This window comes from Frigidibacter sp. MR17.24 (assembly GCF_037095655.1).
In the GTDB taxonomy this organism is placed as follows: domain Bacteria; phylum Pseudomonadota; class Alphaproteobacteria; order Rhodobacterales; family Rhodobacteraceae; genus Frigidibacter.
Map to the genome: position 1 here is coordinate 505,544 of NZ_JBAWKE010000001.1, position 12,783 is coordinate 518,326.

The 12,783-nt window shown below is 70.8% G+C and carries 12 protein-coding genes, 1 tRNA gene and 1 pseudogene; 7 read left to right on the forward strand and 7 right to left on the reverse strand.

What is annotated here, in order from left to right; genetic code table 11:
• Positions 1 to 57: 57 nt before the first annotated feature.
• Positions 58 to 609, forward strand: coding sequence for a fasciclin domain-containing protein (locus tag V8J39_RS02405; protein ID WP_336459271.1), 552 nt, complete (start codon positions 58 to 60; stop codon positions 607 to 609).
• Between the two features lie 580 nt (positions 610 to 1,189).
• Here the strand turns inward: V8J39_RS02405 and V8J39_RS02410 are convergent.
• Positions 1,190 to 1,741 (reverse strand): fasciclin domain-containing protein, encoded by a 552-nt coding sequence (locus V8J39_RS02410; RefSeq protein ID WP_336459272.1) that lies wholly within the window; start codon positions 1,739 to 1,741, stop codon positions 1,190 to 1,192.
• Positions 1,742 to 2,027: 286 nt separating this feature from the next.
• Between V8J39_RS02410 and V8J39_RS02415 the strand changes: the two genes are divergently transcribed.
• On the forward strand, positions 2,028 to 3,125 hold the full coding sequence (locus tag V8J39_RS02415; protein WP_336459273.1) for a tRNA-dihydrouridine synthase: 1,098 nt from the start codon (positions 2,028 to 2,030) through the stop codon (positions 3,123 to 3,125).
• 38 nt (positions 3,126 to 3,163) lie between these two features.
• On the opposite strand, the gene V8J39_RS02420 is transcribed toward V8J39_RS02415, so the two are convergent.
• On the reverse strand, positions 3,164 to 4,249 hold the full coding sequence (locus V8J39_RS02420; protein WP_336459274.1) for an aldo/keto reductase: 1,086 nt from the start codon (positions 4,247 to 4,249) through the stop codon (positions 3,164 to 3,166).
• A gap of 97 nt (positions 4,250 to 4,346) precedes the next feature.
• On the opposite strand from V8J39_RS02420, the gene V8J39_RS02425 reads away from it, so the two are divergent.
• Positions 4,347 to 5,234, forward strand: coding sequence for a LysR family transcriptional regulator (locus V8J39_RS02425; protein ID WP_336459275.1), 888 nt, complete (start codon positions 4,347 to 4,349; stop codon positions 5,232 to 5,234).
• A 55-nt stretch (positions 5,235 to 5,289) separates the two neighbouring features.
• Here V8J39_RS02425 and V8J39_RS02430 read toward each other — a convergent pair whose 3' ends face one another.
• Positions 5,290 to 6,408: an acyltransferase family protein gene (locus V8J39_RS02430; RefSeq protein ID WP_336459276.1), complete on the reverse strand. Its 1,119-nt coding sequence runs from the start codon at positions 6,406 to 6,408 to the stop codon at positions 5,290 to 5,292.
• A gap of 300 nt (positions 6,409 to 6,708) precedes the next feature.
• Here V8J39_RS02430 and V8J39_RS02435 point away from each other — a divergent pair, with 300 nt between their 5' ends.
• The 3 genes and pseudogenes from V8J39_RS02435 (at position 6,709) to V8J39_RS02440 (ending at position 8,263) form a co-directional block, all read left to right on the forward strand.
• Positions 6,709 to 7,347: a DUF1326 domain-containing protein gene (locus V8J39_RS02435; RefSeq protein WP_336459277.1), complete on the forward strand. Its 639-nt coding sequence runs from the start codon at positions 6,709 to 6,711 to the stop codon at positions 7,345 to 7,347.
• A 354-nt stretch (positions 7,348 to 7,701) separates the two neighbouring features.
• Positions 7,702 to 7,854, forward strand: a pseudogene (locus V8J39_RS23555) (copper chaperone); the annotation flags it as partial.
• A 79-nt stretch (positions 7,855 to 7,933) separates the two neighbouring features.
• Positions 7,934 to 8,263: a DUF2182 domain-containing protein gene (locus tag V8J39_RS02440; RefSeq protein ID WP_336459278.1), complete on the forward strand. Its 330-nt coding sequence runs from the start codon at positions 7,934 to 7,936 to the stop codon at positions 8,261 to 8,263.
• Between the two features lie 80 nt (positions 8,264 to 8,343).
• On the opposite strand, the gene V8J39_RS02445 is transcribed toward V8J39_RS02440, so the two are convergent.
• The 4 genes from V8J39_RS02445 to V8J39_RS02460 all read right to left on the reverse strand — a co-directional run bounded on the left by V8J39_RS02445 (position 8,344) and on the right by V8J39_RS02460 (position 11,501).
• Complete coding sequence (locus V8J39_RS02445) at positions 8,344 to 9,027, reverse strand: SH3 domain-containing protein (RefSeq protein WP_336459279.1); 684 nt, start codon at positions 9,025 to 9,027, stop codon at positions 8,344 to 8,346.
• Between the two features lie 1,120 nt (positions 9,028 to 10,147).
• A complete protein-coding gene (locus V8J39_RS02450) occupies positions 10,148 to 10,315 on the reverse strand; it encodes a hypothetical protein (protein WP_336459280.1) in 168 nt (55 codons plus the stop codon).
• A 426-nt stretch (positions 10,316 to 10,741) separates the two neighbouring features.
• Positions 10,742 to 10,817 (reverse strand) — tRNA-Ile (locus tag V8J39_RS02455).
• A gap of 180 nt (positions 10,818 to 10,997) precedes the next feature.
• The gene (locus tag V8J39_RS02460) at positions 10,998 to 11,501 is read right to left on the reverse strand and encodes a hypothetical protein (RefSeq protein WP_336459281.1); all 504 of its coding nucleotides are present in this window, start codon (positions 11,499 to 11,501) and stop codon (positions 10,998 to 11,000) included.
• A 235-nt stretch (positions 11,502 to 11,736) separates the two neighbouring features.
• On the opposite strand from V8J39_RS02460, the gene purM reads away from it, so the two are divergent.
• A complete protein-coding gene (gene purM / locus V8J39_RS02465; RefSeq protein ID WP_336459282.1) occupies positions 11,737 to 12,783 on the forward strand; it encodes a phosphoribosylformylglycinamidine cyclo-ligase in 1,047 nt (348 codons plus the stop codon).

Below are 12,783 nucleotides of genomic sequence, written 5' to 3' on the forward strand. Positions count from 1 at the left end.
CGGGGGTCCGTATCCGCTGCGACCGCGGAGGGAACCGCGGGTCAAGGAGGATTACAGATGACCAAGGCCAAGTTCATGATCGCGCTGAGCCTTTCGATGGCGGCGGCGGTGCCGGCGCTGGCGGCGAACCCGATGGTCGGCGGCGCGCCGATGTACGAGACCAAGACCATCGTCGAGAACGCGGTGAATTCCGCCGATCACACGACGCTCGTGGCCGCGGTGAAGGCCGCGGGGCTGGTCGAGACGCTGCAGGGGCCGGGGCCGTTCACGGTCTTCGCGCCGACCAATGCGGCCTTCGGGATGCTGCCCGACGGCACGGTCGAGACGCTGCTGAAGCCCGAGAACAAGGCGATGCTGACCAAGGTGCTGACGGCGCATGTGGTGGCCGGCGACTGGACGGCGGCGAAGATCGCGCAGAAGGCGCGGATGAGCCGGGACGGGCTGGCGAATTTCACCACCGTCTCGGGCGACGCGCTTTCGGCGCGGATGAAGGACGGGATGCTTTACGTCTATGACGAAAGCGGCACCGTCGCCCGGGTGACGATCGCCGATGTCGATCAGTCGAACGGGGTGATCCACGTCGTGGACCACGTCCTCGTGCCGAAGTAAGCGCGCCCCGCCGCGCCCGGCTCCTCGCCTGTGGGGCGGGCGCCCCCGTGGCGCGGGGCCGGGCGACGGCGCCGCGCCGCCTGGTCCCGGCCCTCGGCACGCAGCGCGGCGCTGCCGGTCCCGTGTCGGGCCGACATCCTGAGGCCCCCGCGCGAAGGTCGCGAGAGGGAGGTCGGATTCCGGGATCGGCGCCAGTCCGAAGATCTGCGCGACGGCAGATTTAAGAGCGGACTATTATTGCAATAAGACAACAGCTTTTGCGGCGCATTGAGTGTGTCCTGTGAAGGCATGTCGGCCCGCATCCTCGCGGGTCGGTCAGGTCTTCGGGGGGTGATCGGTGCCGGTTCCGGGGATGCGTTTTCGCCCGGCTGGCGTTCGCGTCCCCGAGAGGTCGCGGCGGACGGGGCGTCGCCTGTTGGGGGATCGCGAAGGGGGCTGGCCGAGAGGCGCGCGCTCGCCACGATGCCTTGGCGGGGCCGTTGCGGGGCGTTCGGCCGCCGGGTCGTGGGGCCGCGCATTCCGGTGCGGGGCGGCGAAGGCCGGCGGGGTCCGGAGACGCCCGCCGGCCCGGCGCCGGATCTCACATCTGCGGCAGCAGCACCGTGTCGATGACGTGGATCACCCCGTTCGACTGCTTGACGTCGGCGATCGTCACGGTGGCCATCTGGCCCTTGCCATCCTCGATCATCAGCTTGTCGCCCTGCATCGAGGCGGTGAAGGCGCAGCCGCCGACGGTCTTGATCTCATGCGCGCCGCCGTCGTCCTTGATCATCTTGCCGATGTCGGCGGCCATCGCATCGGCCGCGACCACGTGGCAGGTCAGGATCTTGACCAGCTGGTCCTTGTTCTCGGGCTTCAGCAGCGTCTCGACCGTGCCCGCCGGCAGCTTCGCGAAGGCCTCGTCGGTGGGCGCGAACACGGTGAACGGCCCCGGGCCCGAGAGCGTCTCCACGAGCCCCGCCGCCTTCACCGCGACCACGAGCGTCGTGTGGTCGGCCGAGTTCACCGCATTCTCGACGATGGTCTTGGTGTCGTACATCGGCGCGCCGCCGACCATCGGGTTTTCGGCCAGCGCGGGCAGGGCGCCGGCCAGCGACAGGGTCACCGCGAACACGAATCTTGTCTTGGTCATCTTGCATCCTCCTCGGCCGCGGTTCCCTCCGCGGTCGGGGTGGATACGGAAGGCGGGTCCGCCGCGTTGCGGGGGATGGAAAAATATTCGTCCGTCGGCGCGACGGCGGCTGCCCCCGCTTGCGCCCGCCCGATCGTTCGCCGCGGGCGGCGCCGATCTGCCCATGTTTCGATCATCGCGCCGCCCCTTGCGCCCGACGCCGCCCGGACGGCGCGGTGCGTGAGAGAAAATTATTGACTGCTTGGTAAAAAACGTGGGTCCTGAGATCAGAACCCGGGAGCGCGCCATGAGCCACGATCTTTCGACCACCTTCACCGGTCTCAAATTCGTCAATCCGTTCGTCCTCGCCTCGGCGCCGCCGACCGAGAGCAAGCGCAAGATCCTCAAGGCCTTCGAGGCCGGCTGGGGCGGCGTCGTCACCAAGACGATCGGCCTGCACCCGGTCGAGAACGTCGCCGGCCCCAAGACGATCTTCCAGCGCGCGAGCGAGCAGGCTCCTTACGTCTCGCGCAACAAGCGCCCCGACACGGTGTCGCATTCGTCCTGGAACTGGGAACTGATCTCGGACCAGCCGCTGGATCAGTGGCTGCCCGACCTTGAGGAGATCAAGACGACCTACCCGGACCGGATGCTGATCGGCTCGATCATGGCCGGCGCGGGCGGCGAGGCCGAGATGGAGAACTGGCGCAAGCTGGCGCGGGCCTGCGTCGGCGCGGGCTGCGATGCGCTTGAGCTGAACATGTCCTGCCCGCACATGGACCGCAAGGACATGGGCGCGCATATCGCCAATGACGAGGCGATCATCACCTCGGTGCTGAAGGCGGTGAAGGGCGCGGTCGACGTGCCGATCTGGGTGAAGCTGACGCCGAATTCCTCGTCGTTGCTGGATGGCGCGCGGGCGGCCTATGGCGCGGGCGCGGAATCGATCTCGCTGTGCAACACCTTCCCCTCGCTGCCGCTGATGGACCCCGAGACGCTGAAGTTCGAGGTCGAGGTCGACGGCCTTGTCACCTCGGGCGGGCTGGGCGGGCTGGCGATCTTGCATCAGGCGCTGCAGCGGGTCTCGGACATCTCGCGCGCGTTCCCGGACAAGGCGATCTCGGGCATCGGCGGCATCCGCGGCTTCCGCGAGGCGTTCAACTTCATCGTCCACGGCGCGGGCAACCTGCAGGTCTGCACCGCGGCGATGGAGGAGAAGGGCTCGGGCGGGATCGGCGTCAACCTGATCGGCGAGCTGACCGGGGATCTTGCCGACTATCTCGACCGCAAGGGCTATCGCTCGATCGAGGAGTTCCGCGGCATCGCCCGCGAGCGGATCGTCGAGCATTCGAAGATCCGCCGCAAGAGCGAGGCCTATAACGGCGGCTACGCGCAGACGGCCTGAGCCGCGCGGGGGGCGGCCGCGCGACCCGGCGCCGCCGGTCAGGTCACGTTCACGCCGCCGAACAGCATGCGGTGCGGCAGGTCGAAGATGAAATAGGGGTTCAGCTGCGGCAGCGCGCTGGCCGCATCGAGCCGCGCGCGCTGCCCGGCATCGAGCGCGAGGCCGAGCGCCCCGATGTTGGCCTCGAGCTGGCCGCGGCTGCTGGCGCCCAGAAGCAGCGGGCCCGCGCCCGGCCGCCCCAGCACCCAGGCCAGCGCCACCTGCGCCATCGGCGCGCCGACATCGGCCGCGACCTCGCGCAGCGTGTCGACGATGTCGAAGTTGCGCGGGGTGAACAGCATGCCGCCATAGGGATTGGCGCCGTTCAGCCGTTCGCGCGGCTGCGCCTCGCCAGACTCGGCCGCGTTCGGGATCGTCGCGTCCAGCGCGGCCTCGGCCAGCTTCTCGCGCCCGTACTTGCCGCTCAGCAACCCGCCGGCGAGCGGGCTCCAGGGCATCACCCCCAGCCCGAAGTCGCGCGCCATCGGCAGCAGGTCCAGCTCGATCCCGCGCTCGGCCAGCGACCAGGCGTATTGCAGCCCGATGGGGCCGGGCAGGCCCTGCGCCGCCGCCAGCGTCGCGATCTTCGCCACGTACCAGGCCGGCGCGTTCGAGAAGCCGTAATACAGGATCTCGCCCCGCGCGACGGCGCCGGCAAGGGTGCGCAGCACCTCGTCCGCCGGGGTGATCCGGTCCCAGACATGCACCCAGAACAGGTCGATCCGGTCGGTGCCCAGCCGCCGCAGCGACCCCTCGATCCCCAGCCGGATGTTGTAGGCGCCGTTGCCCGCGTGCAGCGGCGTGCCGTCGGAGCGCGGGAACCCGGCCTTGGTCGACAGCACCAGCCGGTCGCGCAGGCCGGTCTCTTTCAGGAAGCGGCCGATCATGCGCTCGCTCTCGCCGCCGCTGTAGACATCGGCGGTGTCGATCAGGTTGCCGCCGGCCGCGACATAGCTGTCGAAGATCGCGCGCGCGGTGGGCTCGTCGGTGCCCCAGCGGCCCGCGCCGAAGGTCATGGTGCCCAGCGCGAGCGGGCTGACGATCAGGCCCGAGCGGCCGAAGGGGCGGTAGTCTGTCATCTGCATGGGGGGCGTCCTTGTCCTGATTGCGCTGAAGCTAGGCCGCTGCGCCGGGCGCGATTAGCTGCTATCGCTGCGATGAGCCTGTGAGGAGGTTTCAAGAATGGCGCGACAGCCGCTCAATGATCTTGCCGCCTTCGCCGCGGTCGCCCGCAGCCGCAGCTTCACCGCCGCCGCGGCCGAGCTGGGGGTATCGCCCTCGGCGCTCAGCCATGCGCTGCGCGCGCTCGAGACCCGGCTGGGGGTGCGGCTGCTGGCGCGCTCGACCCGCTCGGTCGCGCCGACCGAGGCGGGGGTGGCGCTGCTGGCACGGCTGGCGCCGGCGCTGGCCGAGATCGAGGGCGGGCTGTCGGATCTTGCGGCGTTTCGCGACGCGCCCGAGGGGGTGGTGCGGATCACGACCTTCCACTGGATCGCGTCGAGCTATCTGGCGCGCCGGCTGCCGGGATTTCTGGCCGCGCATCCGGGGATCACGGTGCAGGTCACGGTGGACGACGGCTTTCAGGACATCGTCGCGGGCGGCTTCGACGCGGGCCTGCGCTTTGGCGAGGATGTGGAACGGGACATGATCGCGGTACGGGTGGGCCCGCTGGTGCGCCATCTGGTGGTGGCCACGCCCGGCTACTGGGACCGGCACGGCCGGCCCGGGCACCCGCGCGACCTGCGCGGGCATGCCTGCGTCGCCTATCACAACCTCAGCGACGGCAGCATCGGCCCCTGGGAGTTCGCGCGCGACGGCCGCGATCTGCGGCAGCGGGTCGAGGGGCGGCTGATCTGCAATTCCTCGGATCTCGCGCTGGCGCTGGTGCGCTCGGGCGGCTGCGTCAGCCTGCACATGGAGGAGGACGTGGCCGAAGATCTCGCCACCGGCCGGCTGGAGGCGGTGCTGGAAGACTGGACGCCGCCCTTCGCCGGGGTCCATCTCTATCACCCGAGCCGCCGTCAGACCCCGCCGGCGCTGCGCGCGCTGATCGACTTCCTGCGCCGCTAGGCCGCGGGCGGGCTGCTGCCTATGCTCCCGGCCCGTCGCGCGCCCGGCGCCGCGCTCAGCGCATGCGGGTCGAGACCGGGGCGCGCAGCAGCAGGCGCAGCTGCGGCGTGCGCCGTTCGAACAGCGCGTAGACGAGGCAGGCGGTGATCGCCGAGGCCACCAGCCCCAGCAGGAACATCTCGAACCCGCCGGCGAAGGTCGTCGAGCGTTCGTCGCCGTTCAGGGCCGAGATCAGCGCCTGCACCGGGAAATGCGACAGGTAGAGCGAATAGGACAGGTTCGACAGCCACCGGCTGGTGATGCGGCCGTGGCGGAAGACCGGGTGGTGCAGCGCCGGGATCAGCAGCGCCGTGCTCAGCCCCAGCGCATAGCGGCCCCAGAGCGCGGTCTGGCTGTTGGTGACCCGCACCACCACCAGCACCGCGCACAGCAGCGCCACCGCGGCGATCACCGCCCAGAGCCTGCGCGCCAGCAGCCGCCCCAGCCGCCGGTCCTGCAACCGGTAGGCGGCGAAGCCCATCAACCAGATCGGGAACAGCTCGACGATCGAGCGTCCGACCGCCGCCGCCACCACCGCCGCCAGCAGCAGCTGCGCCGTCATCGCCATCGGCCGGCGCCGCGCGCGCCAGGCCAGCGCCAGCAGCGGGAAGAACAGGTAGTACCAGAATTCGTACGAGATGCTCCACAGCGGGCCGTTGCTGCCATAGGGGAAGACCAGGATCCCCTGCAGGAACAGGATGTTGCCGAAGAAATCCGATGGCGACAGGTCGATGCTGCGGCCGTAGGGGAACAGGAATTCCGGCACCTCGCCGAGATAGGTGGGCGAGTCGGTGACGGCCATCCCTGTCCAGTCGCAGGCCAGCGTCAGCAGCAGGCAGGGGATCAACACCGCCCAGAGCCGGCTGAACCGGCGCGTCAGGTAGTCGCCCCAGCTCCAGCGGCCGTCGCGCATCGCCCGGTCGGCCGAACTGGCGACGAGGTAGCCCGACAGCACGAAGAACACCATCACCGCCGACGAGCCGAGGCTTGTCACCAGATAGAACAGTGCCAGCAGCGGGCCCTGTCCGGCGGTCATGTCAGGATAGTCGGCGTAGAACAGCGGGCGGTCATGCGCGAGCAGGACAAGGATCGCGGACAGGCCTCGCAGCCAGTTCAGTCCCGGAACTTCGGTCATCGAAATATCCCTCGGCCGTGGGAAAAGCCACGGGCGCCTTGAAATGTCTGACGGAACGAAATTGCGTGATCGATGCTAGGCCCCGGCGCCATGCCCGGCAACTTTTATGTGTCCCTGCAACATAATTGCTGCCCGGGTGTGGCCCTGCGGTCGATCCTCCGTCGGTGAGGCGCAAATTGCGCAGCATTCGCCGGCACTTGCGGGCCCTGACGTGCCCGGGTGTCGGAAATGGTGATTTTTTGCCGGTTTCGTGCTAGGCTTATTTTACTCGAGACGTGGCTCTGTTGGGGGAGAGAGGACATGATTTCTTGGGAAATTCACGGTTTTGAACTGGCGAACTGCAATTGCGACTCTGGCTGTCCGTGCCAGTTCATGTCGCCGCCCACCAAGGGCTATTGCGAGGCCGCGGTCGGGCTGGTGATCGAGCGCGGCTTTCACGGCGACACCGACCTGTCGGGTCTCAGGGTCGCGCAGATGTACAAGTGGCCCGGGGCTGTTCACGAGGGTGACGGCACCATGCAGACGATCATCGATGACAGCGCCGGCCCGGCCCAGCGCGCCGCGATCGAGCGGATCGTGACAGGGCAGGACACCGACGACATGGCGACCTTCTGGTGGGTCTTCGCGGCGATGAGCCCGACGCGTCTGCCCACGATCTTTCGCCCGGTGACGATCGAGCTGGACTTCGAGGCGCGCACCGGGACGGTGAAGGTGCCCGGCGTGTTCGATTCCGTCTTCGCGCCGCTGGTGAACCCGGTGTCGGGGGCCGAGCATCGCGCGCGCATCAACCTGCCGCACGGCTTCGAATACCGCATCGCCGAGGTCGCCAAGGGCACCACCCGCGCCGTCGGCGCGCTGGAGCTGCCGGGCAACCAGGACAGCCATGCCCATTTCTGCGAGCTGCACATGTGCAACTCGGGCGTGCTCGACGCGGCCTGAGCGGGAGAGACGGCGATGTCCGGGCGACCCCGTGTCGAGGGGGCGCTGCGGCGCGACCGGCTGGTGCTGGTCGCGCTGCTGGCGGCCATGTTCGTGCTGGCCGCGCTCTACACCCTGCTGGGCGTGGGGATGCGGATGAGCGCGATCGAGATGACGGTGCTGCGCGGCGACGGGACGATGCCGGCGGGCGATGCCGGCATGGCCCTGCCGGGCGGGATCGACGCCGCGATGCCCCGGCCCCCGGATGGGGGCATGGCGGGCGGCATGGAACCGGCGATGGCGGGGCGGGTGCCCTGGGGGCCGGGCTACGCGCTGCTCGTGGCGCTGATGTGGTGGCTGATGATGGTGGCGATGATGCTGCCGGGCGTGGCGCCGGTGGTGCTGCTGAACGCCGCGATGCTGCGCCGGGCGGGGCGCGAGGCGGCCGTCGCGGCGGTCTCGACGGCGTTTCTTGGCGGCTATCTCTCGATCTGGGCGCTGTTCGCGGCGATCGCCACCGCGGTGCAGTGGTGGCTCGAACGGATCGGGCTGGTCTCGCCCATGACGATGGCGCTGACCGGCTCGGTCGCGGGGGGGGCTGCTGCTGGTGGCCGCGGGGCTGTTCCAGCTGTCGGCGCTGAAGGCCGCGTGCCTGCGCGCCTGCCGTGCGCCGGTGCGGGTCCTGACCGACCGGCGGCGGCCCGGGCGCGCGGGGGCGCTGGCGATGGGGGCCGAGCATGGCGCGGTCTGCCTTGGCTGCTGCTGGGCGCTGATGGCGTTGCTGTTCGTCGGCGGGATCATGAACCTCTACTGGATCGTCGGGCTGGCGACGCTCGTCGCGCTCGAGAAGCTGGCGCCGCGGGGCGCGCAGATCGGCCGGGTGAGCGGCGTCGCGCTTCTGGTCTGGGGCGGGCTGGTGCTCTGGCGCGCGCTTTGATCGCGCGCCGTGAGTCTGCGGGCCGCCCCGGGGCGATGGCCGGTCGATGGCCGGCAGGTCAGGGCGCGGTCTGGGCGCTGTCAGGGCGCCGCCTCGCGCAGGAAGCGCCCTGCGACCCAGCCCTCGCGCGGGGGCGGGCCGGGCAGGGCGACGCGGCACCAGCGCGTCGCCTCCACCATCCGGCAGCCCCGGTTCGCGAGCCGCGTCCCCGCCGCCAGCGCGGCGAGGACCGGCTGGGCGCTGCCCGGGCCGGCGCGCAGGTTCAGCCGGCCGCCGGGGGCGAGCCCGGTCACCTGCCACCAGTCCGGTCCCCCCGAGAGGCCGTCGGCGAAATCGGGGTCCCGGGGCGTGCCGTCGGACGCCCGCGGCGGCGGCGGGATCCGGGTGACCGTCAGCCGATAGCCCGAGGTCTCGCCGCGCCGCGCGGCGCTGCGCATCAGGTAGACGCGGACCCGGTACGGGCCGGGGCCGGGCAGGGCGCCCGCGAAGGTCTCGCCCGCGATCGACCCGATGTGCAGCGCCGCCGGGTCGTCGCCGCGCAGCAGGTTGAAATGGGCGGCGGCATTGCCGGCCGCGAGCGAGATGGCGACGCCCTCGTCCGGCCCGGCGGTGAAGACGTAATCGGTGATCGCGGGCCCGGCGAGGCGTCCCTCGAGCGTCACGGCGGGCGCGGGATCGATCGGGCGGGTCTCGATCGGCTGCGCGGGCACGGGCGTGGGCGACAGGCCCAGGCACATGAGCGCGATGAACAGGTGATGGCGCATGTCGCGGTCCTCCCGCGCACCAGCATAGCACGCCACGCGGCGCCTGCGGTGGCGGCGATGCGACCGGCGCGCCGGCCGCGCTTTCGGGGGGTGGCGCCGTCCGCGCGCCGCCCCTCTCCCGCGGCACCGCGACGATCTTTGCGTGGCGGCAAGGCCCCGCCGGGCCCACGCGGGATGGCGCCGATCCACCCGCCGACGGGGGCGTCGGCGGCGCATGACTGGGCGAGGCGCGCGTGGGGCGGCTTGCGCGCCCCGACGTCTCGACGGCCCAGACCCGGACATCCGTCCGGCGCTCCCGTCGCCCTTGCCGCCCGGGCTGCATCGGTGCGTTCGGCGGAACGCCGCGGAGATCGCCAGCAGCGAGCAGGCCACCCCGGGATCGCGGGCGGCGCGAGAGCCCGCAGGCAACCGGAATGGCCGGAAGGTTCAGGCGCGGGACCCGTCGACTTGCCGGGCCCGTCGTGACATGCGGTGCCGCAAGGCGGCCGGGAGAACGCGCAATCGGGTCTGGCTGAGAGAGACGCGGATGCAGCGCCTTCGTCCCTTCCGTCCGAAACGCCACGGGAGGATTTTCTGTAATAATCGCCGCGGCCCGAGCCGCACCATCCTCATCAATCGTGCTGGCTTGGGAGGGCGGGATACGTCTTCGGAGCAGAAAGCGGACCGTTGCACCAGCGGGGCCGTGTCAGTCCCTTAAATGTTCTTCTTCAGGCAGAGGCGCCCTAGCCGGACTGGCGTCCTCGACAGCCGCTTCGCGGCTTGGCAATCGACGCGGTCGAGCCCGCAACGGCCATGATCGATGCGACCTGCCTGCCGCGTGCGCGTGGCGCGGTGGCACCTGCAGACTGGCGGGCGCGCGGGTCTGATGTCGAAAGGTTCGGAAATGATCCGATGAACCCGAGCGTGCAGCCCTCAATCCCGGGGCGCACGGGGCCGAAGGCCCGACCCGTCACAATCTGCGATCCGACACGCGAGGGAACCGGATCGACGTCATGCTCGGCAGCCCAAAGGGTCGGAGAGGCGGCGCGATGCGCTGCGACGGAGGGCCGGAGGCCGTCCTCTCAGCGATCGCCCCCGCCGCCGCCACCCTCTTCCGGCGACCGATCCCGGACCCGGGAGGTCAGTCCGCGCGCTCTACCTGTTGCAGCGAGCGCTGCAGCATCCGCCGCACCTCGATCGCTTCGCGTTTCGCCTGCCACCAGGGTGGCGGAGCCTTGTCCCCCTCGGGCGCGCGAGCCGCCTGGGGGCGCTCGGCGGGTGCCGGGGCCTCTGTTTTCGTCGATGCCATGGAATGCGTCCTCCCGAGCGTTCCGCCATCTCGGCGGCGCGCGAAACGGATAACGCCCGAAACCGGAGAATGTTTCGACGCAGGTCCCCGAAAGGCGGTCGATGTCGCGGCACGCCCGGTCGATCCGTCCCCGTCGGGTGGCGCTGTGGACGGCATCGAGGGGGCCTTGGCCTGCCGCCCGGCGTCCCTCCGATCGGGCCAGCGCGGGCCTGGCCGGTGCGCCGGTGGCGCGGATCCTCGCGCGGTCCGCGCTGCCACAGGTCGTGGCGGACGAGGGCGGGGCGCGGGCCGAGACACCGAAAGCGCCTGAAAGGCGCGGCGATGGGGAGGGAAAACGCGCCCGTCAGCCCGAAGGTGCCCCGTGGCCCGTGCCGGCGGGGGAACTTTGCGCGCAAGGTGCCGAAAACGGTCGGCATGAATGGGTGCTGGTAGGCCCGGAGGGACTCGAACCCCCAACCAAGGCGTTATGAGCGCCCTGCTCTGACCATTGAGCTACAGGCCCGGCGCGAAATGCCTATGTCGTTCCGCCTCCGCGATCAAGCCGTTGTCGCCGGGTATCGCCCGGGCGCGGGGCCGCGACCGTTCGCGCGCACCGCCCAGACAAAAGCCCCCGGCGCGCGGATCGCGGGCCGGGGGCGGGCACTGGTCAGTCGGTCTCGTCACGCCCGGGGGCGCGGGAGGGTCACTGGGTCTCGGTCGTGACGGCCGGGGCCGGCTCGCCTTCCATCGCCTCGGGGATCGAGGCGGTCAGCGAGGTGTAGCCATCCACGGCCACCGCCGCGATGTCGGTCGAGGGCAGCAGCACCTCGAGGCTGTCCGTGCCGATGCGGGCGACCGATTCCGCGGTCATCTGCACCTGGCGGCCGTCGTCCATCGCGAAGACGATGTACTTCAGGCTGTCGTCGTCGTTGAGCTGCGTGTCGACCACCGAGCCGACCTGCACGCCGTCCGAGCCGTAGACCGGCCAGCCGGCCATGGCGCCCGAACCGGCCTGAACCGCGGCACCGACGACCTCGGTCGGCACGCCGTTGGCGGCGTCGACGGTCATCTCGGTCTCGGTCTGGCGCTGTTCGGCCAGGGCCGGCTCCGAGATGTTGTCGGTGACGGACTGCTGGGCAAAGGCGGCGCCGCCAACGGTGAGCGACATGGCGGTGGCGAGAAGAGCGGTTTTGTTGAAGCCGTTCATTTCGATTTCCTTTCGCGATCGTTGCGTCGTATGGTCCAACAACGGCAGGCCCGCAGGATTCGTTCCCGCCGGGCTGCACTTTCCCGTTCAGTTTATTTTTGTGCCGCGGCGGAACTTTGCGCCGCCCCGCCGCATGCGCTGCCGTTGCGGCGCGGCCCGGTTTCCGTTATCGGGGCGCGGACAGCGGCGCGCGCGGGCGCGCGCGAGACCAGATCACCATGAGCGGGGACGGGCGATGAGCGGCGGGAAGAACGGGCTGACCTATGCGGCGGCGGGCGTGGACATCGACGCAGGCAACGCGCTGGTCGAACGCATCAAGCCGGCGGCCAAGCGCACCAGCCGCGCCGGCACCGTCTCGGGCCTTGGCGGCTTCGGCGCGCTGTTCGACCTGAAGGCCGCGGGCTACCAGGACCCGATCCTCGTGGCCGCGACCGACGGCGTCGGCACCAAGCTGCGCATCGCCATCGACACCGGCCGCGTCGACACCATCGGCATCGACCTCGTGGCGATGTGCGTCAACGACCTGGTGTGCCAGGGCGCCGAGCCGCTGATGTTCCTTGACTATTTCGCCACCGGCAAGCTCGACGTCGACCAGGCCACCGCGATCATCGAGGGCATCGCCCAGGGCTGCGCCGACAGCGGCTGCGCCCTGGTGGGCGGCGAGACCGCCGAGATGCCGGGCATGTACCACGGCGGCGATTTCGACCTTGCCGGCTTCGCCGTCGGCGCGATGGAGCGCGGCACCGCGCTGCCCGAGGGCGTGGCCGAGGGCGACGTGCTTCTGGGCCTCGCCTCGAACGGGGTGCATTCGAACGGCTACAGCCTCGTGCGCAAGGTGGTCGAGCTTACGGGGCTTGGCTGGGATGCCGCCTCGCCCTTCGGCGAGGGCAACCTCGGCGATGCGCTGCTGGCGCCGACGCGGCTCTATGTCACGCAATGCCTCGCCGCGATCCGCGCGGGCGGGGTGCACGGCCTGGCCCACATCACCGGCGGCGGCCTGACCGAGAACCTGCCGCGCGTGCTGCCCGAGGGGCTTGGCGCGACGATCGACCTTGGCGCCTGGACGCTGCCGCCGGTGTTCCGCTGGCTGGCCGAGACCGCCGGGATGGACGAGGCGGAACTGCTCAAGACCTTCAATTCGGGCATCGGCATGATCGCCGTGGTCGCCGCCGACCGCGCGGCCGCGCTGCGGGCGCTGTTCGAGGCCGAGGGCGAGACCGTCTTCACCCTGGGCACGGTCACCGCCGGCGCGGGCGTCGCCTACACGGGCCGGATCCTCTGA